This window comes from Armatimonadota bacterium (assembly GCA_013359125.1).
GTDB lineage: Bacteria > Armatimonadota > Fimbriimonadia > Fimbriimonadales > GBS-DC > JABWCR01.
The window spans coordinates 36,055-58,902 of record JABWCR010000014.1 but is presented as its reverse complement, the minus strand read 5'-3'; the positions used below and the strand labels follow the sequence as shown (position 1 = coordinate 58,902).

The 22,848-nt window shown below is 58.7% G+C and carries 18 protein-coding genes, 1 pseudogene and 1 riboswitch; of the genes and pseudogenes, 4 read left to right on the top strand and 15 right to left on the bottom strand.

Features of this window, described 5'->3' with window-relative positions; translation table 11 throughout:
* Positions 1-199 precede the first annotated feature (199 nt).
* From HUU60_08060 to rimI, 9 genes and pseudogenes are all read right to left on the bottom strand, one after another.
* Positions 200-310, bottom strand: a pseudogene (locus HUU60_08060) (prepilin-type N-terminal cleavage/methylation domain-containing protein).
* 34 nt (positions 311-344) lie between these two features.
* Entirely contained in the window at positions 345-2,141 is a 1,797-nt protein-coding gene (locus HUU60_08055; protein NUL82657.1) for a hypothetical protein, read from the bottom strand.
* Between the two features lie 32 nt (positions 2,142-2,173).
* Positions 2,174-3,010, bottom strand: coding sequence for a type II secretion system protein (locus tag HUU60_08050; protein ID NUL82656.1), 837 nt, complete (start codon positions 3,008-3,010; stop codon positions 2,174-2,176).
* 176 nt (positions 3,011-3,186) lie between these two features.
* Complete coding sequence (locus HUU60_08045) at positions 3,187-4,026, bottom strand: prepilin-type N-terminal cleavage/methylation domain-containing protein (GenBank protein NUL82655.1); 840 nt, start codon at positions 4,024-4,026, stop codon at positions 3,187-3,189.
* A gap of 74 nt (positions 4,027-4,100) precedes the next feature.
* Positions 4,101-5,396 carry an insulinase family protein gene (locus HUU60_08040; GenBank protein NUL82654.1) on the bottom strand — a complete coding sequence of 432 codons (1,296 nt, stop codon included), beginning with the start codon at positions 5,394-5,396 and terminating at the stop codon, positions 4,101-4,103.
* Positions 5,393-6,691: an insulinase family protein gene (locus tag HUU60_08035; GenBank protein NUL82653.1), complete on the bottom strand. Its 1,299-nt coding sequence runs from the start codon at positions 6,689-6,691 to the stop codon at positions 5,393-5,395. Before HUU60_08035 ends, HUU60_08040 begins: the two co-directional genes overlap by 4 nt.
* Positions 6,688-7,110, bottom strand: coding sequence for a hypothetical protein (locus tag HUU60_08030; protein ID NUL82652.1), 423 nt, complete (start codon positions 7,108-7,110; stop codon positions 6,688-6,690). Before HUU60_08030 ends, HUU60_08035 begins: the two co-directional genes overlap by 4 nt.
* 14 nt (positions 7,111-7,124) lie before the next feature.
* On the bottom strand, positions 7,125-8,117 hold the full coding sequence (tsaD, locus tag HUU60_08025) for a tRNA (adenosine(37)-N6)-threonylcarbamoyltransferase complex transferase subunit TsaD (GenBank protein NUL82651.1): 993 nt from the start codon (positions 8,115-8,117) through the stop codon (positions 7,125-7,127).
* Positions 8,098-8,589, bottom strand: coding sequence for a ribosomal protein S18-alanine N-acetyltransferase (rimI, locus tag HUU60_08020; GenBank protein ID NUL82650.1), 492 nt, complete (start codon positions 8,587-8,589; stop codon positions 8,098-8,100). Before rimI ends, tsaD begins: the two co-directional genes overlap by 20 nt.
* Before the next feature lie 132 nt (positions 8,590-8,721).
* On the opposite strand from rimI, the gene HUU60_08015 reads away from it, so the two are divergent.
* Positions 8,722-12,177, top strand: a complete 3,456-nt coding sequence (locus HUU60_08015) for a hypothetical protein (protein ID NUL82649.1) — start codon at positions 8,722-8,724, stop codon at positions 12,175-12,177.
* Positions 12,178-12,222: 45 nt separating this feature from the next.
* Here the strand turns inward: HUU60_08015 and HUU60_08010 are convergent, their stop codons facing one another.
* Positions 12,223-13,332: an exo-alpha-sialidase gene (locus tag HUU60_08010; GenBank protein ID NUL82648.1), complete on the bottom strand. Its 1,110-nt coding sequence runs from the start codon at positions 13,330-13,332 to the stop codon at positions 12,223-12,225.
* 150 nt (positions 13,333-13,482) lie between these two features.
* Between HUU60_08010 and miaA the strand changes: the two genes are divergently transcribed.
* Genes miaA through dapF form a run of 3 tightly spaced genes read left to right on the top strand, consistent with a single transcriptional unit; the run spans position 13,483 to position 15,504 of the window.
* Entirely contained in the window at positions 13,483-14,472 is a 990-nt protein-coding gene (miaA, locus tag HUU60_08005) for a tRNA (adenosine(37)-N6)-dimethylallyltransferase MiaA (protein NUL82647.1), read from the top strand.
* Positions 14,465-14,743: an RNA chaperone Hfq gene (gene hfq, locus HUU60_08000; GenBank protein NUL82646.1), complete on the top strand. Its 279-nt coding sequence runs from the start codon at positions 14,465-14,467 to the stop codon at positions 14,741-14,743. Before miaA ends, hfq begins: the two co-directional genes overlap by 8 nt.
* Positions 14,743-15,504: a diaminopimelate epimerase gene (gene dapF / locus HUU60_07995; GenBank protein ID NUL82645.1), complete on the top strand. Its 762-nt coding sequence runs from the start codon at positions 14,743-14,745 to the stop codon at positions 15,502-15,504. The genes hfq and dapF overlap by 1 nt, the downstream gene beginning before the upstream one ends.
* On the opposite strand, the gene HUU60_07990 is transcribed toward dapF, so the two are convergent.
* The 5 genes from HUU60_07990 to topA all read right to left on the bottom strand — a co-directional run bounded on the left by HUU60_07990 (position 15,447) and on the right by topA (position 22,339).
* A complete protein-coding gene (locus HUU60_07990) occupies positions 15,447-15,992 on the bottom strand; it encodes a GNAT family N-acetyltransferase (GenBank protein ID NUL82644.1) in 546 nt (181 codons plus the stop codon). The two genes, dapF and HUU60_07990, sit on opposite strands and share 58 nt — an antisense overlap.
* 49 nt (positions 15,993-16,041) lie before the next feature.
* Positions 16,042-17,331 (bottom strand): exo-alpha-sialidase, encoded by a 1,290-nt coding sequence (locus HUU60_07985; GenBank protein NUL82643.1) that lies wholly within the window; start codon positions 17,329-17,331, stop codon positions 16,042-16,044.
* 35 nt (positions 17,332-17,366) lie between these two features.
* Complete coding sequence (locus HUU60_07980; GenBank protein NUL82642.1) at positions 17,367-18,347, bottom strand: hypothetical protein; 981 nt, start codon at positions 18,345-18,347, stop codon at positions 17,367-17,369.
* Positions 18,338-19,945 (bottom strand): hypothetical protein, encoded by a 1,608-nt coding sequence (locus HUU60_07975; protein ID NUL82641.1) that lies wholly within the window; start codon positions 19,943-19,945, stop codon positions 18,338-18,340. The genes HUU60_07980 and HUU60_07975 overlap by 10 nt, the downstream gene beginning before the upstream one ends.
* Positions 19,946-20,041: 96 nt before the next feature.
* On the bottom strand, positions 20,042-22,339 hold the full coding sequence (gene topA / locus HUU60_07970) for a type I DNA topoisomerase (protein ID NUL82640.1): 2,298 nt from the start codon (positions 22,337-22,339) through the stop codon (positions 20,042-20,044).
* 375 nt (positions 22,340-22,714) lie between these two features.
* Positions 22,715-22,804: riboswitch (TPP riboswitch) on the top strand.
* Positions 22,805-22,848 lie beyond the last annotated feature (44 nt).

The following is a 22,848-nucleotide window of genomic DNA, read 5'->3' as shown; positions in this document are numbered from 1 at the left end:
AGAAAGGCTCGTCGCTGTAGACCATGTTTCCGGCGCCGTCTCGCGCCCAAATTCTAAGACGACGGTCGAAGTTGTCAAAGATATAGGCTGCGCTGCGAAGCTCGCGCTCGACCGTCTCCATGGCCAAACGGGCGGAGTTTTGCGCCTGGATGACGGCTTGGCTCTTGCGCGTCAGATTGAAGCCGGTAACCAGCGGGCCTAACAGCAGGCCCAGCAGAATGGCGGTGATCGCAATGACCACCAGCAGTTCTACCAAGGTGAACCCGGCTCTCCATTTGTTGACGCTCCGCATCGATCGCTCCTTATTCATGACCTCTTCTACCCGCTGGATGTTCCGGCGCGGGTTACTGCTCTCGAACCAGCAAAGTATCGAAATCTTGTCTTTTGATTCGTTGTCCTGGCGGCTGCCAACTCATGCGCACTCGCAGAGAGACGCCCTGCACGCCGCGCACCGGCAGTCCTGTCGGTTCCGGCGCCCAAGCGACCGCATTGGGATGTCTCTCTCTCAGATCGAGGGGCGCTAGCCGAATGGCGCCGTTGGTCTGGTAGAGGGCGGGATTGTTCGTGATCTTAAAGATTCCATTGGCCGCCCTATGGATGTTGCCCTTGTCGTCCCGATAGAAATACTCTCTCAGCACGACCGTCTTGCCCGCTTCGCAAAGCCTAAAGAACAGTTGCGGCGAACTGTCGCTGATGTAACACTGATCGAAGTTGATCGCGGGCGAATAGGATGGAGTAAAACTCTCGGTCGATTTCTGCGCAGACATCGCCCAGTCGTTCTCCACTCGATAAAGAAATCGTAGAGTAAGCGTTTGCGCGTTCAGATCTGCCGTATAAGGCTCGAACATCCTTTGAAGAGTGTTATTATCGAATCGAACGCGAACAAAATCGACGTTCTGATCAAAGCGCACTTCGCCCGTTCGATAGTCGACCTGATAGCCCGACTTGGCCACGCCGCCGTCCTCGGTGTTGATGATCAGCACGTCCTCGGTGCCGCTGATCAGTTGGCCGTCCGGCGTAATGGCTAGGCCGGCGTAAGTCGTCTGGTCGTTCTGCAGGTCGCCGCTCTTCTTGACATTGCTGAAAGTGAGCTTGACGATGCGGCGGTTGGGCACTTGGCGATCTTCGCGAATAATCCGCCAGTCTCGCACGATGTAATCGACATTGGCTCTGAGGGGTCTTAGCCCATTGCCGTACCGCTCGTAGTAGCCGGACGCCGCCGGATTCATGATAACAAGTCCCAAGGCGTGGTTGACCACTTTGTATTGGTAGGGATAGTCCGCAGCCCAAGCCGTAAAGTTGCCCAATCGATCGAACAGCCTTGCGGCCACATCGCTATCGGGGACGATGCCGATAAAGCCTGGGACGGTGGCAACCGGCTGGCCGTTGTACTCCAGATCGCCCCAAACCGCTGTGATTCTCGGATTGCCCGTAGGATTTAAGAGAGCCGTCTGCTGTGAGAAGACGACGGTAACCGCTCCGTTGACCTGCTGATAGAAGGCAAAGTCGATTTTGTACGATACGGCGAAGTCGGCTCGGGGACGCAAGAGTATTTTGGCCTCGTCGTAATCGATACCGTACTCAAACGGCCTCAACCGAGGAAATCGAGAGGTGTCGTACTCCATCACGTTGCGCCGCATCGGATCCGAGTAGAGCAACAGATTGGAGCTGATCGCGCTTGGCGGGTCCTCGACGATGGGCGCGAACGAAGTCATGTAGACGCAGCCCAGTCCAACGTTTGTCGGTCCGGGCAGGGGCACGTTGACGCGCTCGCCTCGAATGGCTCGAAATCGATTTGCGCCCGTCGCGTACTGCCTGTAATAGGCGGGCAGATAGGAGTCGTCGAAAACCATGCGGTCCGGCTCGGCGTCCATATCGATGACCTGTCCCCAGTTGCCCTGAGCGTCCTGTTCGAACTTAACAGGGAGAATTGCAGAGGCTAAGTTCTGGGGCTGGGCCTTTAGTCTCTCCAGTTCGCTCTGAGCCAAGCGTCCTGCGTTTCCTGCTTCGCCAGACTGCTGAAGTATGAAGAAGCCAGTGGGCAAAAGGCGAACGAACGCGAAGATTCCGACCAGCAAGATGACGATGACCACGAGAATTTCGATCAGCGTGGTTCCTCGTTCTGCGCTTCGATGCTTCATCTTTTCGGATCTCCTCTTGTCCTCGGGCCGATTTACGGTCGGACGTTGTAAGGCGCGTTGAACATGTCTATGCTGTTAACGGCGGCATCCCGCGTGCTCACGGATTTGGCTGTGCCGTTCAAGAACAGCGCTAAGTCGTCTCTGCCCAAGTTAGGCGTACCGCCGCTATAAGTTCGGTGATAACTGCACCAGGTGATAACGGTGGAGTCATCGGGGTTTTTGTAGCCCAATTGGCGCGGCGTGTCGGTGCGCTTCATGCCGACCGGCGCGTCCCAAAAGCCGTCGCCATACGGTTGGGCGCCGTTCGGGTCGCCTCCGAGTCTATTCTCCGTTTGATTGAGCGCGCTGTTGCTCCAGAAAAGGCTATATCGCAGTTCAAAGCGGCTGGCGCCCGGATTGTGCCCGATGTTCATGCTGTCGTAACGGTAGTAGCAAAGAGGCGGGCTCGAATTATCCAAGGGGTCGACCCGCACCATGCGACCCGCCAATGCATGCCCTTGCGGGTAGTAGACCTCGGTCAAAATGCGCCGATCGTCGTATGGACTGTTGAGCGAATGGAACACCTCGGTCGATCTTAGATAGGGCTTTAAGAACCCCGTTGTATCCACATGATCGATGGGGGGCGCCGCAATGTTGCCGCAGCCGACGCCGTTAGTATCGACGATGTAGTTGAAGAGCGCGGGCGGAAAAGCCTGCTCGTCCAGTTTGTACTGCTGGATGGCGATGTAGATCTGTTGAAGGTTGGACAGGGTGGAGCTTCGTCGAGCGCGCTCGCGAACAGAGGCCGCAACAGGAAAGATGATGGCCGCGAGCACGGTTACGATAAAAACAACGACCAAAAGTTCTGTCAAGGTAAACCCTTTTTTCATTGCTGCCCCCGGCACAGTTAGTTTCTTGATCCGTGCCTCTCGGTTTGTCGAACGGACGCGCGGCATCGCGATCGGCCCTGCGTTCGCGACGCCGCTTTTCTCTCTTCGACATTCTGAAAGGCGATTTTGTTCCACAGTTTATTTTCGGTTTCTTAGGCCGGTTATCCTGCCTTCGATTAGGGCCGCCTATTATAAGGATTGTCCGTCAGGGTCGCGGAGTCGAATCGAGCAACGTTGCCGCTCGCAAAGAGGACCAGATCGTCCTTGCCTTTGTTGACTTGCGAATTGGTGAACTTTCGATGGTGGGTGCACCATGTGATCACAGCGCTAGGCTCTTTCTTACGATAACCCAATTGCCTTGGCGTATCGCTGGGCTTGCCGCCGACCGGCGGATCGTAATAGCCCAGGCCATAGGTGGTCGTGCCGCCGTTCAGTTGGTTTTCGACCCCGTTGAGGGCCTCGTTAGACCAAAAGAGCGTATATCGCAACTCGAGTTGGCTGGTGTCCAAACGTCGGCCTGTGTCGTACGAATTGGCTTGATAGAAGCACTTGACCGGGCTGCTGTTGTCAAAGGGGTCTTCTCTAACGGTCTGCCCCGCCAAAGCATGTCCTGCGGGATAGACTGCCGTGCCCAGCAGACCCCGATCGTTCGTTGGATTATTGGGGCACTGAAAGATCGCGCTGTTCTTGAGGTAGTGGCGCAGAAACTCGTTGTTGGGAAGCTGGTCCATGTTGGGCGCTTGAACCGCGCAACTGTTGCCTTGGCCCAAGACGTAACCGAACAGCGCGGGCGGCGCTTGGCCGCCATAGTCCAGGCGGTACGTTTCAAAGGCGACGTAGATTTGGTTCAGATTGGAAGCGCAGGTGGTTCGTCGAGCGTTTTCCCTTACAGAACTAAAGACCGGAAAGATGATCGCCGCGAGGATGGAGATGATGGCGATCACGACTAACAGTTCGGTCAGTGTAAATCCCTTTTTCAAAGCGCTATACCCCCTGGCAAGCGGTAAGGCAGGCATGGATTCGCTCTGCCCTGAGTGGTTTGACCGGCATTGCGCGGAAAATGTTCCAAGACCGTGAATCTTACCCGCGCTCACAGCGATTCGCCTACGCCGACGGTGATTAAGCGATCTAGATCGAGGCGATTGGCAAAGGCTTGGCGGGCTTGTTCGGCCGTTGTCTGCCGAATTCGTTCGGGTTGCGTCTGCCAATAGTCGTCGGGCAGACCAAAGGCTTCGCTGACCAAAAGCGTGTCGGCGATCCCGCCCTGGGTGATCCAGCGCATGGCCAACTGTCCGGTCATATAGGCCTTGATGGTCGAGAGTTCTTGTTCGGTCGGCCCGTCGTTTGCCATACGATTGATTTCGCGATGAATCTCTTGGATAGCATGGCGGACGTTCTCTTGGGCCGTTTCGGCCTCGACGATCATTGAACCGGCTTTGAGGCGCGTGCTCAAACGGGCGCCAACGTGATAGGCGTAGCCGAGATCTTCTCGGACGTTCAGAAAGAGGCGAGAGCTGGCGGAACCTCCAAGCACGACCGTTGCTATGTTGAGCGGGGTGAACTCGTCGTCGGTGCGCGTCGGCGCGCGGCAGCCGATTCTGAGATTGCACTGAGCGGATCGCGGCCTCTGAACCCAAATCTCGCCAGATTCGTTGGGCAGCATGGGTTGGATGAAATCTTCTGGTTCTGTCGTGCTCGCTAACCAGTTTGACCAATGGCGCTCGATCGCGGCCTTTAGATTCTCAGGCTCTGCATCGCCAACGGCAACGATGATCGCATTAGAGGCGCCCGAACGGAAAAGCGCTTGCCGTGCCTCGCGCATCTGTTCTGCCGTCCATTGGAGGACGTCCTCTTCGGAAGGCGAGACCATGCTATAAGGATGTCCTGGATAGGCTGCTTGGGCATATTTCTCTGCAGCCAGAAAGCCTGGCTCGGCTCGTTGCGCGCGCAGCCTTTGGATCAAGTTCGCACGGTCGATCTCGACCTCGTTCTCGGGGTAATTCGAATTGCTGAGGACTTCCCCGGCCAACTTCATCATGGGATCCAAGTAGGCGCTGAGACAACTAATGGACAGAACGGCGTAATCGCTCGATGCGGAGGCGCTGACGCCGCCGCCATATCGATTAGCCTCGTCGGCGATCTCAAAGCTCGACTTGCCGCTAGTGCCCGATGCGATCAGCCGTGCGACCGCAGCCGCTAGCCCGAACGGTTCGGCGCAATGCTCTGCCGCAGAGCGGACGATGACGCGCAAGATGATCATGGGCGCCTGCTCGTTCCGCACGAACTTAAGCCTTGTGCCGCCCGATAGAGCCATGTTGATCGGCTCCGGCAGTACGAACGCCTTGGATTCTAAGTCGGGCGGAGGCGAAGTCGGAAAGGCGCTCACGATCCTCCCTCCCCAGCGCCAATGTGCAGCGTCGCTCGCTCGCCATCATCGATCAACCACCGTGCGACAGCCTCTTTCATGCTGCTCGGCGTCAAAGTCAGGGCTCGGTCTAGCCGCAGATTGGCCTGATCCGGATCGCCATCGAACAGGCCCGCCTCTCCCAGCGCCAGCGCCTTGCCAAGCGGCGATTGCAACCCATAAATGGACAACCCTCCCAGCCTCTGTGCCAGCACTCTGGCCCGTGCCCGCTCGACCTCCTGATCGTTCGGGCCGTTGAGGGCGAAGTTGGCAAACTCATCGTAAACCGCGCGTTCTATATCGGTGGGATCGACGTCTGGACGATGAAGCGCAAAGAAGTGAAACAAACTCGGCCCTCGCCGCATCTCCAGATAGCCCGAGACGCTGACTGCGAGTGCGTCCTTTTTGACAAGACGCTGATAAATCCGTGAGGCCGATCCGCCGAACAGTATCTCTGCCGCCATCGAGAGTGCCTCGGCGTCGGGATGCGAGCGGTCGGGCGCCTTCCATGCGACGGCCAATCCCGGCACGTTAGCCAAGGGATCATGGATCGTCTCTCTGCGCTCGGCGCTCCTATTAGACTCGTTGACATCGGGCGGCCGCGGGTCTGGCCGTCTGGAAGCGCCGCCGAAGAGCTCTTCGATCAGCTTCATTGCATCCCGAGGGTCAAAGCTTCCCGCTACCACAAGCAGCGCATTGTTCGGCGCATAATACGTTCGAAAGAACTCCTGAAACTCGCTGAGGCTTGCGCGGTCGATGTCTTCCATGTAGCCAATGATCGAATGCTGATTGGCAAAGGAATCGTAAGCGATTTCGCGCAGTCGCTCTCTGGCAGGGGCGTAAGGCTTGTTGTCTACCGCTAGGCGGCGCTCCTCCTTGACAACAGCCCGCTGATTGTCCAAGTTCTGTTGACTCAGGTCGAGCGACTGCATCCGATCCGCCTCTAGCCAGAGCGCCAACGGCAACTTAGACGACGGCATCAATTCAAAGTAGACGGTTACATCAAAGGAGGTGAAGGCGTTGCAAACGCCTCCGTTCGCCTCTACATGCTTAAAGTGCATCTCGCGCGGCACGTTCGCAGAGCCTTGGAACATCATATGCTCGAACAGGTGGGCAAACCCCGTCTTGCCCGGGTCTTCGTTTCGAGCGCCGACATCATAGAGAAGCACAGAGGCTGCGACCGGGGCGCCGTCGTCGGGCGCAAACACAAAGCGCAAACCGTTGGGAAGCTCGCCCTGCTCGAACTTAAGGCGGTACTTAGAATCGTACAGCGTCATTCGCGCCTTTTGGCCCTCTGCCGTTCCTCAAACCAGACGGCGTTCTGATCCGTGCTGAGCGTCGATGCGGCGAACTGCTCGATCATCTGTTCGGCCTCGCTCCTGAAGCGAAAAGTACCGCCCACCTCGCCTTGCCAGACCTCTTCTTGAACCCAATCGGGCACTGGCATATAGACGATCGGTTCCGGGGTTTCTACAGTTACCGTAAGCACGGCCGGTCCGAGCGATGGGTCTTGAAAAATGAACTCGAATTGCACGGCCATAGGCCGATATCGGACTGTGCCGGTTTGGACTCGCCCTCTGCGAAGACACTCCTTCAACTGAGCCTCGTCACACTCTCCGATCGGCGGGGCTTGTGAGGCCTTGAGCGCGGTGAAAAGGCTGTTTAGGTGGTCGCTAACGAATTCGCGGAGCCTCACGCAGGCGATTCTACCTAACTCGACCAATCGCCGTAAGCATAGGCATCCAAATCGAAATCGTCTGGACCGTGGGTTTGCAGGCGATACCATCCGGCGAGCGCGATCATGGCGGCGTTGTCGGTGCAGTAGTGCGGCTCGGGCATCAGGAGTTCAAAACCATTCTGTTCGCAGGCGCTGGCCATGAGGGATCGCAACGTCCTATTAGCCGAGACGCCTCCCGAAACGGTTACTGTTCCTACCCCATAAGTTTCTGCACCGGCCATCGTCCTTGAGACCAGCGGCTCTGCGATAGCCATTTCGAGCGCGGCGCAGAGGTCCGGTTTCGAGAAGCCTTTTGGAGCGGATTGAACGTAACGCAGAACAGCCGTTTTGAGCCCGCTGAAACTGAAGTCGAACGGCGTTGACAACTTCGCCCGGGGGAGTTTGATCTGGGTCGAATCTCCCTGCTTGGCCAATTCCGAAAGCGCCGCTCCGCCCGGATAGCCAAGACCTAAGAGTCGAGCGGTCTTGTCGAAGGCCTCGCCCGCCGCATCGTCCAGCGTCTGCCCGATCAGCTGGAACTTCTCTGGGGCCTTCGAATAGACCAGTTCTGTGTGGCCGCCCGACACGATGAGCGCAATGCAAGGAAAACGAGGCTCGGCAGATAGAAAAGGCGAGTAGAAATGCCCTGCCAAGTGATTGACCCCTACTAATGGAATCTTTCGGGCGAAAGAGATCGCCTTGGCCGCCGCCATGCCGACGACGAGCGCTCCGACCAAACCAGGCCGGTGCGTTACCGCGACCGCATCGATGCCGTCAAAGCCGATTCCGGCTGTATCTAAAGCCTGTTGAATGACCGGATTGACCCGTTCGACATGCATGCGTGCCGCAGCCTCTGGCACGATGCCGCCCCATTGAGCATGAATGTCCACTTGCGAGGCGACAATGCTGGAGAGCACAGCACGATCGTCGCGGACTATTGCCGCCGCCGTCTCGTCGCAACTGGTTTCAATCCCAAGGAGCAACATAATTAAGCCCCTTGCGCAGTTCCTTCAATCGAAGCTCGTAGCGAGGCGACGCAAGCCCCTCCAGCCACATGATAAGACCGTCCTCGACGGGGTCCTTATAGTAGTTTGGTCGCGCTCCAACGTCCACGAACCCGTACTTTTGGTAAAGGGCGATAGCCGCTTGATTGCTGGCGCGAACCTCTAAGGTCGCTCGCTCCATCCCATGCCTCTTTCCTGCGTCCAGCATGGCGTGCAGGATCGCTTCGCCATACCGGTTGCCCCGAAAATCTGGGTGAACGGCGACTGTAGTGATATGGGTTTCATCGATTACCGACCAAGAACCGCCATAACCGATCAACGCATCGTCCAGTGTCGCGATTAAGTAGAAGGCTGCCGCGTTGGATAGTTCGGCCGCAAACGCGCCTCTTGTCCAAGGCGAAGAATAGCTGAGACGCTCGATAGCGATCACCTGATCCAAGTGATCGGCTCTCATAGGGCTGAGCACAATCGGCGGCACGACCCTTGGGGCAACCATAAGCGCTGGGATTATACCGACGAGAAGCAGGAATCTGACCCAAAACCGGCGTATACTCTAATCGCTTCACAAAAGGTAAGGAGGGATTAGATGCGCTACTTTGCGACGCTTGCGGTTTATGCCGCGCTCTGTTTGACAGTTTTTGGGCAGACTGCTTTTAACTATCAGGGTCAGATCCGACAGGACGGCGGCCCGGCCAACGGGCAGTTCGACTTTCAGTTTAAGCTTTTCAACGCCGAGACGTTGGGCGACCAGATCGGTTCCACCGTCTCGTTCAACGACCTCGACGTTGCCAATGGTCTGTTCAGCGTTGATCTAGACTTTGGGGCGGGAGCCTTTGCCGGCGCCGATCGTTGGCTAGAGATATCCGTGCGGCCAGGGGCCGACACCGATCCTCACAATGTGCTTGCGCCGCGCATCAAGATGATGCCAGTGCCCTACTCTATTTATGCGCATACGGCCAATGCGATCCGATTGCAGGGTCGGAACATCGCCGCCGATGCGCCGACTAACGGCCAAGTGCTGAAGTGGGACGCAGGGCTCGAAGTCTGGAAGCCCGGGCCGGGCACCATCGTAACGGCCGGAGCCGGACTGCAGATAGTCGGCGATGAGATTTCGATCATGCCTTTAGGCGTGGTCACCGCCATGCTGGCCGACGGGTCGGTTACGACGCCAAAGCTGGCCGATGGCGCGGTTACTACGGCCAAAATCGGCGATAACCAGGTTACGACAGCCAAACTTGCGGATGGCGCTGTAACCACGCCCAAGTTGGCCGACGGCGCGGTTACGACCGGAAAGATCGGCGATAACCAGGTTACGACAGCCAAACTTGCGGATGGCGCCGTTACGACCGGAAAGATCGGCGATAACCAGGTTACCACTGCGAAGTTAGCGGATGGGGCCGTAACCACGCCAAAGATCGCGAACGCGGCAGTGGACGGCACGAAGATCGCAGCGCTAGCGGTAGAAACTGGACACATCGCAAACGCGGCAGTGGACGCGACGAAAATCGCGCCGCTAGCCGTAGGCAACGTGCACCTTCAGAATGCGTCCGTAACGATCAACAAGATCAGCGGAGCGGGCGGCTTGGTCGGACAGGCGATCACCTCGGACGGTTTCGGCAACGCCGGTTGGGCCTATCCCATAGCAAGCGGACTGCTCCTCCCATTTGTCGGCGCCGCCAATGTAGGAACGCCGGCAGCGGTCTTTACAATTTCGAACACAGGCACCGGCTACGGCATTCAAGGCAACGCGATAGGCCCGAACGCAGCTGGCGTAGGCGGGCGAAACGATGCAGGGGCCGGCGTACAAGGCTTTAGCCTGAACACTGTCGGCGTTCACGGATTGGTCGGCGCGGGGATCGTAGCCGTTCCGGCCGGCACCGGCGTCTGGGGCGTTTCTTCCATTGGAGGCGCCGCAGCCATCCGCGGCGAAGCCACGGGCCTCAACTCTACAGGCGTGCGAGGCATTGCCGACAACGGAGGCAACGCCATTGGAGTTCATGGAACGACGACTGGCGGTATCGGAGTCCGAGCAGACGCCTCCGCCGCTGGCGGCGTCGGAGTCTTTGTTACGACTGTAGACGGCATCGGCGCGCGCATCATCGCAGGCGGCGCAGGCCGAGAAGGCGTCCTTGTAACCTCAGGCGGAGGTCCTGGCGGCGGATTCACCGGCACGAACATTGGTGTAACCGCAACAGCGACCGCAGGAGGCGGCACCGGGCTGATCGGTTCGGCCACCGGCGCCAACGGCACCGGCCTCACGGCTTCTGCCGTCAACGGCGCCGGAGCCGTCGGCGCGACGATCACGGGCAATGCGTTCGGCGTCGATGCGACGGCTAATGCTGGAACAGCCGTCCGAGCAACCGGCGGAACATTTGGCGTCATAGGCACCGGAAATGTCGGTGTCGACGGGCGCGGCGTTACGGTCGGGGTCTCGGCCAACGTCAATGCCGGCGGCCGCGGCGTCGAAGCCAATATCGTCAACAATAACGTAACCGCGGGCTACTTCCGTGCGCCCAACGGAGCCGCCTCTATCGGCGTCTATGCAGAAGGCGTAGGCGTGGGCGTCGATGCCAGAGCTTCGGCAGCCGATGGCGACGCGGTGCAAGGCGTTGCCACAGGCGCAGGCGCTCGAGGCGTTACCGGGCGGGCCGATGTGGCCAACGGCATAGGCGTATCGGGTCGAGCGAACAATGCGACCGGTATCGGCGTGCTTGGACAAAGCACGACCGGTATCGGTATGGTCGCGATCGCCGCAGGCGCCGCTCCTACGGCGCCCGCAGGCACGGCCATGCATGCGATCACCGGAACGGCGGGCGCCGCCGCTGTCTTAGGCGTAGCCAACAACGGCGCGGCCGCCAAGGGCGTCTACGGCACAACCACCAGCGGCATCGGCGTCGTCGGGCAATTCGGCGCCGCCGGAACGCCGATCGTCGGAACAGGCGTATATGGCTCGTCCTCTCAAGCTGCTGGCATCGGAGTGCACGGTCAAGCCAACACCGGTCTATCGGCCATCGGTGTTTTCGGCAATACGACAGGCGGAAGCGGAGTCTACGGCCATGCAACTGGCGCTAGCGGCCACGGTGTCTACGGCAAAGCCGAAGGCGCAGGGGGCGTTGCCGTATTCGCCGAGTCCGCAGCCGCATCGCAAAACGCGGTATTTGCCTCATCGCCTGCCGCATCCACGAACACAACCATGCGCGTGATCCACAACAATGAGGCCACAGGCCAGGCCGCCGCTAATTTCAGCGGCCGAGTGTTGGTTTCAACTGTTGCTGGCAGCGCCCGGATCGAACTGGCGCGAAACACCACAGGCGACCACGGCCGAATCATCGTCAACAACGAAGGCGCCCTGCCGATCGTGCAACTGAGCGCGGTCGGCACCGGCGCCGTCCAACGGCATCATGGATTCGTCGCCGCCTCAAAGCCCAACGCGGCCACCGCGCTTAAGGTCAGATCCCAAATGTTCGTGGATGACGTTGGCAACGGTCGCATGGAGGTTATCCGAAACTCCGACGCCACCGCTCGCGCGGGCGCCCGGATCACCGGCGCCAACCTGGGCGAGATCTATGGCGATACGGCGACTGCAGGGGTCAAGGCCTTCTTGATCGACCATCCACAGGACCCGGGCAACTACTACCTGCGCCACGCCTCGGTCGAGAGCGACCAAATGACCAACATCTACAAGGGTCGCGCGGTGTTCGACGCTAAGGGCGAGGCGGTCGTCGATGTGCCCGCCTGGCTGACGGCGATCAATACCGACTTCGACTACAATCTGACGGCGATCGGCGCGCCCATGCCCAACCTTCACATTGCTGAAGAGCTCAAGGGCGGGCGCTTCAAGATCGGCGGCGGCGTGGCCGGCAAGTCGGTTACCTGGGTCGTCTACGGCGTACGGCAAGACCCGTTCGCCAAAGCCTATCCCATCATCGTCGAAGAGCGGAAGGCCGACTGGGAGCGCGGCTTCTACCTCCATCCCGAGTTGTACAACATGGGGCCGGAGTTCCAAGTCCGCAACCGCATGCCCCCGGCAAAGCAACAGTAGAAACCCCCAATCCCCCAGGCCCTCTCCAAGGGCTCTGGGGGATTTTTACTTTTGGTCGAACTCCTGCAACTTAAACCGAACTGAGACGATATAAGGCTGTTCGCCCTCTGCCCAATGGCCATACGTCGCGCAGACGAATGTGCCGTCCGGCAAGGCTTCGACTCCAGGGTAGGCGCAATCCGAGCCTTTCAGATTGTCCATCAGACGAACGCGGTACTGGCCCGGGCGTCCTTGCTCAATGTCCTCGAACGTCCCGACCCAAACGACCCAATCGCCCCAGGTCGGGCTTCCGGAAGCCATATCGCGAAAGCTTACGACTAACCTGCCGTCCGGGGCATATTTGGCCGTGTGCCGATCTCCGGTCAATTCCAGCGGAAGTTCGCGAGGCACGCTCCACGTCTTGCCCTCGTCGCTTGAGAACATGACGTGCGATCGCTTGACGCGACGATTCTCGCGCAACAAAACCGCGAGGCGCTTGCCGTCGGGCGACCGGACAAAACCAGGTTCGCACAAATGAATATCGGAACCGCTCCAAACGACTTCAGGGAACGACCAAGTCAGCCCGCCGTCTGTCGAGTAGGTCTTGTAAAGCGTGAAAGCGCCGGTTGCCCTGCCATTCTTGGAAAAGAATCGGCCATCGTCGTGAAACATGGCCAGATAGCGGCCGTCGCTTAGTCTTTCCACAAAGCCCATCACGACGATTCCGCCCCAATCGCCCGCCTGTTTGAGCGGCGTCCAGGTTTTGCCGTCGTCCTCGCTAAAGGCAAGGCGCGCCGGATAAAGACCGGACCAGAGGATGAGGCGCTTCTTCCCGCTCTTAGGGTCGATTGTGCGATGAATGGTCGGCGTTTCTAAACTCGTCGACCAGTTATCCGGTACGGGCAGCCGTTCGCTCCAGGTCTTGCCGCCGTCCGTGCTCTTCTTGAGCACGATCGCGCCCTTTCCGTGGCCTCTTGGATACGCGGCCAATAGAGTGCGACCGTCCTCCAACAGCACAGTCGAAACGTGGCCCAGGTACTGCCCCGGCTCCCGATCGACGACGATTTGTCGGTGCGTCTCCTTCGAAAGGTCGATGAACCTGGTTTGCATGGGGGAGTTCGGGGCGGTTTGGCCGATGCAGACGAGCACAGTCGCGACCGCGAGAAACATTGTCATATGGCACCTTGGTCCCCTTTGTCGATTTATATCCGAGCACTTTAGAATACCGGATAGATCTCGCTTCTCGGATGCCAATCGAGACCTGTTCGCCTGCTCTGGCTGAACGGCTATAATGACGCCAAAGCAGGCGAACAGCCTCCTAAAATGATGGGGCAAGAGAACCAACCTCAAGAGGCACAAGGGCAACCGGCGCCGGGTCAACAGTCGCAGGACCGCCGCATCCTCGTTATCCTAGGCCCGACGGCGGTCGGGAAGACGGACGTTGCGATCGAAACGGCGCTCAGGCTCGATGGCGAAATTATCTCGGCCGATAGCGCGGCGGTTTATCGCGGGATGGACGTCAGCGCGGTAAAGCCCACGCAAGAAGAGCGCAAGGGCGTGCCGTTCCATCTGATCGATGTCGCCGATCCGCGAGAAGCCTTCACGGCCGGTCGATTCGCCGAGTTGGCGAGAGCCGCGATCCGAGAGATTCGGCAAAGGGGGCGGTTGCCCATCGTGTGCGGCGGCACGGGGCTGTATATCCGCGCTCTGCTGGCGCAGTATCGCCCGCCGCCGCCAGTTTCGCTCCAGACGCGCTTGGAACTCCAATCCAAAGGACCAGCGGCCATCAGGGCCGAATTAGAGCGAATAGACCCGATAGCGGCTCAAAAAATACATCCGAACGACCCTGTTCGAAACCTTCGCGCGTTGGAAGTGTATACTGTATCGGGGTTGCCCTGGTCCGATTGGCAAAAGCGCGAGGAGTGCGAGCTTCCTTCGCTCAAAATCGGGCTGACGATGGATCGGAAGGCGCTGTACGAGCGCATCGATCGGCGTTCGGCCCATCTGTTCGAAACAGGACTCGTGGAGGAGACCCGAGCGCTGTTGGAAGCGGGAGCGCCCGAAGACGCGCCGGCCCTGCGCATGTTGGGCGTAAAGCAGGCTGTGAGGATGCTCAAAGGAGAGTCGACTCGCGCGCAAGCGGTAGAGGATTTCCAGCTTCAGACGCGAAGATACGCCAAGAGGCAGATGACGTGGTTTAGACGAGAACCGAACGTCATTTGGATGGAAACGAGCGGAGAGGCGCGCGCGACTAGCGCACGGATTGCTGAACTTTGGTATTTGTCTCCAATGGAGGGAGGACGCTTGAATGGCTAAGACTATCAATTTGCAGGACATGTTTCTCAACCAGGTTCGCAAGGAGGGGATCTCTGTTACCATCTATCTGATGGGCAGCGTGCAGTTGAGAGGACTGGTGCGAGGCTTCGACGCATTTACGATTCTCCTAGAAAGTCCGGGCAAACCGGTGCAACTAGTGTACAAACATGCGGTCTCGTCGATCGTGCCGTCTAGGCCGGTGCCAGGCTACGGCGGAAGGCCTGAGCACAGCAACGACCGGCCCGAGGGACATGCCACCGATGAGGAGTAATGCGATTTGCTAAGGCGCACGGGTTAGGCAACGATTTCATTCTGGTCGAGTCGTTCAGCAGCCCGTTTTTGCCTACGTCCGAGTTTGCCCGTGCGGCGTGCCATCGTCAGCTTGGCATTGGCGCGGACGGACTGCTGACTCTCTCGCCTTCGGACAAGGCGGACTTTAAGATGACGGTCCACAACAGCGACGGCACGACCGCGCTGATGTGCGGCAACGGCATCCGTTGCGCGGCGCTGGCGGCCAAGACATGGCGATTGGCCGAGGGTCCGGTCTGGCGAGTCGAAACGGAATCGGGCGTCTATGCCGTCGAGGAGCGCGACGGGCAGTTTCGCGTCGACATGGGGCTGCCGACAGTCGAAAGGCGGGAGGACGGCTGGCTGGCAAAGGTCGGCAATCTGCATTGGGTCTGGCTGGAACATCGCGCTGATTTTGAAACGGAAGCGCCGGTGAAAGCGCGCGAACACCAGGCCAACGCGCACGAGGCTGTCTTTGTCGAGCCTTTCAGACTGAGGGTTCGCACCTTTGAGTTGGGCGCCGGATTTACGCAGGCATGCGGCACGGGCGCTTGCGCTTCGGTGGCGGCTTGGATTCGATCGGGCGGCGAACCGGGCGAGTATCAGGTCGATCTGCCCGGCGGCTCGCTCTTAATAGAGCAGAACGGCCGGGGATCGATCTATATGACCGGCCCGGCCGTAATCGCCTACTTGGGGTCCTTAAACTCGGACTTCAGAGCGCAGAGGATAACGGCGTCTCTGTAGGCGCCGCGCTTCCAATAGAGCTGCGGTATGCGTCCGACCTCCTGATAGCCCGCTCTCGTCAGCATCTTGATCGAGCCGATGTTCTCCGCCATCACCTCGGATCGCAGCAGGCGCAGGTTCAACACGTCGAACGCATAGCGCGTTCTGACGAGGGCCGCGTCGGAGCCGAAGCCTTGTCCCCACATGTCTTGGCGCCCGATCATGGTTCCGGTTACGGCGGTTCCCCATCGCCAGTTGATGCCATGGATGCCGTTGAAGCCAAGATGAACGCCATCCAAGGTCTCTATCGCAAAGAGAACGTCGCTTTCATTCGATTTACTTGCTCTTTCGAACCATTCCTCTTCGGATGGGCGCGTTATGGGCATGTCGCCGTGCGCCAGGTAGCGCGTTACGACCGGATCGTTAATCCACGCAAATGCGTTTTCAAAGTGCCGTTCCTTGTCCAACGGCGTCAATCGAACCTTTTCGCCTTCCCATCCAAATGCCATTGCGAGCCTCCGTGTGTAAGGAACTGTATAGAAAGGCGCGCGAGGTTTGCTAAAGGCCGAACATCAAGCGCATCAGCGATGGCAACGGCAAGCGACCGACCATCAGGTTGCCAGTAAACGGCATCGCGTTCATGGAGTTTGGCGTTTCGACCCAAGCGGCGTAGAGGTAGCGCGAATCGGCCGCACACGTGATGAAATCGAGCGCGGGCCTTAGGCAAACCTGGTCGTGCGAAACGCGCTGCGAGAGCATGAAGCCTCTGTTCGGGTTGAGAGACATAGAGTGTCGCAGGTGCCACTTATTGACCACGGTGTTCTGCAGCGGGGCCCTGCCCTCTCGATTGTCGTGGAAGAAGGCGTGCAGACCTCCATAGGGATCGAGCGTCGCCCATACCAGCGCCTGGGCATACAGATTGACGCCTCTGCCGGGCGCCTTGTCGGCATACTGGCGAACCACTTTCTCGAGTTCGGACTGAGGAAGCAAGGTTCTTGGCGGGCCAAACGTGACGCCGCCGTCATCGCTGACTCTGTAGTAGACAAGGTGCGCGCGGTGCGGCGCTCCGTCGATCGAAAGTTCGGCCTTGTCGCTGTAGAAAACGATCAAGCGCTTTGGCCCCTGAGCAACCATGCACCCCAGCATCCACCGTTCTTGCGTGGTGCCGAACTGAGGGCTGGAGGTCGCAACCGTCTGGTGGCCTTTCCATCTGATGCCGTCGTCCGAGTAGGCCATGCGATAGGCATATATAGTGTCCCTATCTTTAGACAACCCCCACATAGCGTATAGCCTGCCTGTTGTGCTGGTTACGATCAGCGGATCGACCGCCTCCTCGCCACTGGGAGCATCGTCCGCTCGGGCCACTTCGCGAAACGTCGCCCCGCCATCCTGTGAGACTGCACAAAATATCCCCTTGGACGCCGGACCGCCGATATAACCGTGAGAGTAGACCATGAAAATGTGCCCTGTCTTGGGATGAACGGCGATCCATTGCCGGTCCAGCGGTCCGCTCAGCACCTTGCCGCCCTGGAGCGTCTTGCCCGCATCGGTCGAGCGTTTGACCGAAATACCATCGATGCCGTGCACCATATAGACCAGATAAAAACGCCCATCGGGCATCGCGTGCGTTACAAAATCGCAATAGCCGTCGATCGCTTGATGCTCGAACGTTTTGCCCCAATCGCGGCTGACGAAGAGACTGCCGGGCAAGTGCGCGCCGACAAAGACGTTGCCTCGCGAATCGGTCGCCATGGACGGCTCGCCCGCGCGACCGATCTGTTTGATATCGGCCCATTGGGCGTTTGCGACGTTTGCCGCCCACAGCAAAACAGCGATGGTCTTGAGCATTCCCTGACTTTCTCCCCAGTTACAGGGCGTCCTGTCTATGCCTTTGTCAACCGCAGGTTTTGGTCGGGTTTCCAACTCTGCAGTGCAATGCGCGGCCAATCGCTCGATGATCCCCGTTCCAATCTTCCTTGTTCGGTTCGCCATTGGGCGTAATTGGGCAGAAAGAGCATTTGGCTTTGCTTTCTCATCGTAACCGTCAAATCGTCCGATTCGTTGATCGCCTCGGTCGCGCCTTTGAGAAAATGTTCGGGTTCGACGCCTCCGGCCAGCGCCATTGATCTTGCCAGGAGCGCCGCGCCATAGACTCTCTCCAAGTAGCAGGCGAAGGCGACATATTCGAAGTAGCCCTCCGCGCTGCGAGATCGATATTTTCGAACGTCTAAGCCGTTCGCCAACAAGCGATCCACAAGAGGCTTTTTATGTCGGTCGAGGTATCTCTCAAGGTCGCCGGGCGCGCAGCGCATGGCGTCGTCCGGGCTTAAGCGGCCCGTCTTGAGGTCTTCCAGCAGCCATTCGAGAAAGAGCCTTTCTCCCACATCGCCATTGGCCCATGCTTCCGGCTCCAAAAAACTATTGATCGGCGGTACAGAGGCATGTCCAAACTCATGGGCGATCTCTCGCGCCCAGTCGATCGGCGCCACGCTGTCGTCGGCACGAAAGAGGTAGATGTTGTTGCGAAAATGTTCGCCGCCTGGCCGGCCCTCAGTGCAAAAATAGACGTTCAGTTCTCGCGATCCGGCTATCACAAAGTCGCGATTGAGCCGGTCGATCGCATAGTCGCAGCAACGAAGCAAGAAGGTCGACGCGAGTCGGATGAGGGGCAATCGTTCTCGTTTTTGCGCTCGGACGACAAAGCGCCGTTCCCAGTCGCCTTTCTGCCGGGTTTCGCCATAGATTGCGTAAGAGAACGAGTAGCCATAGACCGGGTCGGTTGCGCTATCGACCGGGTTGCTGGGTTCGACGACTCGAAGTTGAGTTTCGCCCAACGGGTTGCGCAGAGGCTGGTTTACGGCCAAGGCGGTCCAGATCGGCCAAAGTTCTCTAGAAGAATGGCCAGGTCGATGTCGTCCACTATCCCATCGCCGTTCAGGTCTTCGGCCAGATTGCCAATGGCGCCGAAGCGGCCCAACACTCGCGCCAGGTCGGTGTCGTCGATGATGTCGTTGTTGTCCACATCGCCGAGAATCAAGTGCTGGATGCGGATGTCGGGATCGACCGCGTCGCCCCCTGGCATAAAGAGATCGAAGACCGGCGTACCCCCGCGCCAGCGCTGGCCCAGCACGCTCAGCGCCCTATCGGGCTTTGCTCGCACATAGTAGCTTCCCCGAATATCCAAACTGATCAACTCGATCGGCACTTGCCAGCGCTCGTCTCCCAAAAGTTGGGCCGGCAGAACAATGTCTTCGGTCGTGCCAACGCGCCTAAAAGTAACATTGATCGGTCTCTCATTATCGGGCGTACTGCCGCAGACCAACGGATTGCCGATCTCCTCTTGCAAAAAGTGCAGCATGATTGGAATAGACGATCCCAGCTCGCGAGCCACAACTCTGCCTATAATGTACTGACCCGGCGCCATTTGGAACAGTTCGGTTCGGACCTGGCCCGGGGTCAATTGAAACGGCCCGACCGTGCGGTCCCAGGTCGTCCAATCCTCGATGGCATCGAACGGCAAGTCGGTAGGCTGGTGAAAAAAGAGTTGGAGTTGATCGATGACGACGATCCGAGTATCGTCGTTGCGGAGTCTGAAGACTGCGGATCGACCGACTCCGGGACGATCGACCGAAGGTTCAAACTCAATGCTTAGCTTCGCTTTAGACTCCCGCACGGTGGAACTGACCCATTCCAACTGGGGAAGCGACATGCCGCCTCCCGAAAACTGAGCCGTTTCGAAGCGCAAAAACCAATTCTGAACGGTGATTTGGCCTGCCGTATCGATGTTGCGCGGCACCGAGCTGGAGAAGAACCGGTCTGGCGGGAAGTTGGCCTGGTTCATGTTGGCTGGCGGCCAGCGAACGTGATCGACCGGCTGTCGGTCGGCATTGATCGTGGTCAGACGATGGCGGGTGATGCGCTCGGCAGAGTCGACCGTGTACTCCAGTCGTATCACATCGGTTCGTTGCGACCGAGTACGAACGCTGAGTTTGGAGATATAGTCGCGGGCAAGATGCGGAATGCGCGGCAAAACGCGCTGTCGATCGACAAAGTTGTTGCTGATCGTACCCTGGCGAATCTGGGAGCGGACGTAGAAGTCGTTCGGCGGGTCGCATTGATAGGTGAATACGCCTGTGCCGCCGTTCGGCGCGATGCCCGTGCCCGTTGTGGAGGCGAGCGCCGCGTCTGGAAAAGCGTCCCAGGGCACTTTGGCCCAAACCCATCCGGCAGGCGCGGTGAGGCCCGTCAGCTTGTCCGGCGTCGTCATCAACGGATGAATCTGCCGGACAAAGTTGGCAGTTGTATTGTTATTGGTAACGGTGAGACGGTAAGTCTTCAGTTGGTTGGCCGGAAAGAACTCGTTGACATAGATGACGCTGTCTTGGACTTCTTCCAGCGTTTGTGCATGGGCCAGCCCGAACATCGAGCCGACAAGCATCACCGTCAAGAGCGCTCTCTTCATTTTTATGGTCTGGGCGCCGTTACGCCCCTACAGTAAATGATGCCATAGGACCGGGCGATGTAGCCATGTCCAGGGATATTATAAACTAGAAATCGTCTATCCCGCTTCGGCAAGGCCGGCAGATTCTTGTCGCTTGTATCCGCAGCCTTTGTCTGAGCATTGCACGCCTCTGCCGCCTGCCATCTCGATCAGATAGCCGCCGCAGTTTGGACACTGCTCGCCCGTGGGCTTGTTCCAACTGGCAAACTTGCATTCGGGATACCGATCGCAACTGAAGAACGTCTTGCCCTTCTTGCTTTTCATCTGGCGTATCTGGCCGGTCTTGCACTGAGGGCATGGGATGCCGGTCGTAACTTTGCGGATGCCTTTGCACGCCGGGTAGTCCTGGCAGGACCAAAACGGACCGTACCGTCCCTTTCGGAGTTTCATCTTCTTGCTGCACTCCGGACAGTCGGGCGCGTTTTCTTGCTCCGCCTGTTCTTCTTCCATTGGCATGGTTTTCTTGCACTCCGGGTAGCCCGAACAGCCGTAGAACCGTTCGATCTCGCCCATTCTTAGCACGCTCTTGATCACCATGGGCCGACCACATTCGGGACATTTGAGGTCAGATGGCTCGTCTGCCGGCTTTAGTCGCTCAGAATCGCCCTCCGCCTCGTTGAGACGCCTTTTGAACGGCTCATAAAAGTCGCCCACCACGCGAGTCCACTTCATCTTGCCATCCTCGATCTGGTCGAGTTCCTCTTCCATTCGGGCGGTAAACGCTACATTCACCACGTCGTCGAACCGCTTGACCAGATAGTCGTTGACCAGCTCGCCCACGGGCGTCGGATGGAACGCCTTGCTCTTTAACTCGACGTACTTGCGATCGACAATGGTTGAGATGATCGAGGCGTAAGTGCTCGGTCGACCGATGCCGTGCTGCTCCATCGCTTTGACCAACGTCGCTTCGGTGTATCGGGGCGGCGGTTGCGTAAAAGACTGCTTTGGCTCCAGCGCCAACAGCTTCAGCAGTTGATCGGGCGAGAGCGCGGGCAACGGGGGCTGCTCGTCGTCGGTCGTTTCGGCCGTGTCCTTTCCTTCGACATAGACCGACATAAAGCCTAAGAACACGGGTCGGCTGCCCGACGCTCGAAACAGGAAATCCCCAGCCTTGATGTCGACTCGCGTAACCTCGATCTCGGCATCTGCCATCTGACTGGCAACAAAACGTTTCCAAATGATCTCGTAAAGCTTCTTCTGTTCGGGAGAGAGAAATCGAGCGACCGAATCGGGCGTTCGGAACACGTCGGTCGGTCGAACAGCTTCGTGAGCGTCCTGAGCGCCGCCGCGAGTTTTGTAAACGCGCTTGCTGGGCGGCAAGTGGTCCTTTCCGTACTCTCGCTCGATGTAGGCCGCGGCCGCTCTTTGCGCCTCGTCGGCAACGCGCACAGAATCGGTTCGCATATAGGTGATCAGGCCGACGGCGCCCTCGGAGCCGAGTTCGATGCCTTCGTACAGTTGCTGGGCAATTCGCATGGTGAGGTTGGCCGAAAAGCCTAACTTGCGCGCTGCCTCTTGCTGCAGCGTGCTGGTGATGAACGGCGGTTGAGGGCGGCGTTTCTGAGTCTTTTTGGTAACCGACGAGACGATGTACTCCGCGCCCTCTAACTGCTTCAGCACGGCGTCGGTCTGGGCTTGGGTCTTCAGATCGATCTTCTCGTCGCCCTTTTGTTTGAGCTCTGCTTTGAAAGGAAAATCCTCAGTGAGCGGGGTCAGCGTGGCGAAAATGTTCCAATACTCTTCGGGCACGAAGGCGCGAATCTCGCGCTCGCGCTCCACGATGAGCCGCAAAGCGACCGATTGCACACGACCGGCGCTCAGATTTTTGGATCCGCTCTTCTTCCAAAGCAACGGGCTAAGCTGATAGCCGACCAATCGATCCATCACGCGACGGGCTTGCTGCGCGTCGACCAATGACAGGTTAATCTCGCGGGGCTGTTGCAGCGCCTGACGAACGGCGGTCTCTGTGATCTCGTTGAACTGAATGCGGATCGGGTCTTTAACGTTGAGCGCATGAGCCAAGTGCCAAGCGATGGCTTCTCCTTCTCGATCCGGGTCGGTGGCCATGTAGACCCGGTCGGCCGAGGCCGCAGCGGCCTTCAGTTTCTGGACGATATCTTTGCGCTCCGGAGAGACTTCGTAAGTAGGCGAGAACTCCTTTTCGATGTCGATGCCTAACTTTCGAGCCGGCAGGTCGCGCACATGCCCCATGGAGGCTGCGAGCCTGAACTCGGGTCCCAAGAAGTTCTTGAGGGTCTTGGTCTTGGCGGGCGATTCGACAATGACGAGCGATCCGCCGGGCGGGATGGCTTCTTGTTTGTAGGTTCGTTTTCCTTTGGCTTTTGTTTTTCTCATGGGTTGAGGGAGCGATATCGTACCCTGCACGGCTTCTCGGGTTTGCAGGGTTATACACTATCTTGGCCAGAATCTTTGCGTGTCGGCGGGGAGTTGCTGACGAGGGTGGGTTCTTCCTGACTTCGTTCGGGGTCTCCTCTGAGTCCTTGGCGTCCTTTCGCGCTCTTTGCGCGAGACCGTACCTTCGGCACGCCAGGCTTCCGCCTGGCCCTTCCTCCAGAACCCTTGTATCCTTATAGGTCGAGGGACATAACTCCCCCGTGATTCGGCTCGCGGGGACGCTCGCCCTCCCGGCTTGATTCGTACTCAAAATTGTGCTACATTTCGAAAAAATCCCGTTCGGGCTTTGCCGCGGTGTAGCGATGGGTATACTAAGAGCGTCGCTGGGGGCGCCAAGAGGCTGAGACGAACCCCTCGAACCTGATCCGGTTAGTACCGGCGTAGGGAAAGCGGCCGACCTCCGCCTATCCCCGCGCATGTTTGGGTTCCGCGCCGCGCCATAGGCGACC

Bases quoted from the DNA above. Each gene is read 5' to 3' on its own strand.
- HUU60_08055 (NUL82657.1), bottom strand. From the start codon at position 2,141: ATGAAGCATCGAAGCGCAGAACGAGGAACCACGCTGATCGAAATTCTC.
- HUU60_08050 (NUL82656.1), bottom strand. From the start codon at position 3,010: ATGAAAAAAGGGTTTACCTTGACAGAACTTTTGGTCGTTGTTTTTATC.
- HUU60_08045 (NUL82655.1), bottom strand. From the start codon at position 4,026: ATGCCTGCCTTACCGCTTGCCAGGGGGTATAGCGCTTTGAAAAAGGGA.
- HUU60_08035 (NUL82653.1), bottom strand. From the start codon at position 6,691: ATGACGCTGTACGATTCTAAGTACCGCCTTAAGTTCGAGCAGGGCGAG.
- tsaD (NUL82651.1), bottom strand. From the start codon at position 8,117: ATGTTGCTCCTTGGGATTGAAACCAGTTGCGACGAGACGGCGGCGGCA.
- rimI (NUL82650.1), bottom strand. From the start codon at position 8,589: ATGAGAGCCGATCACTTGGATCAGGTGATCGCTATCGAGCGTCTCAGC.
- HUU60_08015 (NUL82649.1), top strand. From the start codon at position 8,722: ATGCGCTACTTTGCGACGCTTGCGGTTTATGCCGCGCTCTGTTTGACA.
- HUU60_08010 (NUL82648.1), bottom strand. From the start codon at position 13,332: ATGACAATGTTTCTCGCGGTCGCGACTGTGCTCGTCTGCATCGGCCAA.
- miaA (NUL82647.1), top strand. From the start codon at position 13,483: ATGGGGCAAGAGAACCAACCTCAAGAGGCACAAGGGCAACCGGCGCCG.
- hfq (NUL82646.1), top strand. From the start codon at position 14,465: ATGGCTAAGACTATCAATTTGCAGGACATGTTTCTCAACCAGGTTCGC.
- dapF (NUL82645.1), top strand. From the start codon at position 14,743: ATGCGATTTGCTAAGGCGCACGGGTTAGGCAACGATTTCATTCTGGTC.
- HUU60_07990 (NUL82644.1), bottom strand. From the start codon at position 15,992: ATGGCATTTGGATGGGAAGGCGAAAAGGTTCGATTGACGCCGTTGGAC.
- HUU60_07985 (NUL82643.1), bottom strand. From the start codon at position 17,331: ATGCTCAAGACCATCGCTGTTTTGCTGTGGGCGGCAAACGTCGCAAAC.
- HUU60_07975 (NUL82641.1), bottom strand. From the start codon at position 19,945: ATGAAGAGAGCGCTCTTGACGGTGATGCTTGTCGGCTCGATGTTCGGG.
- topA (NUL82640.1), bottom strand. From the start codon at position 22,339: ATGAGAAAAACAAAAGCCAAAGGAAAACGAACCTACAAACAAGAAGCC.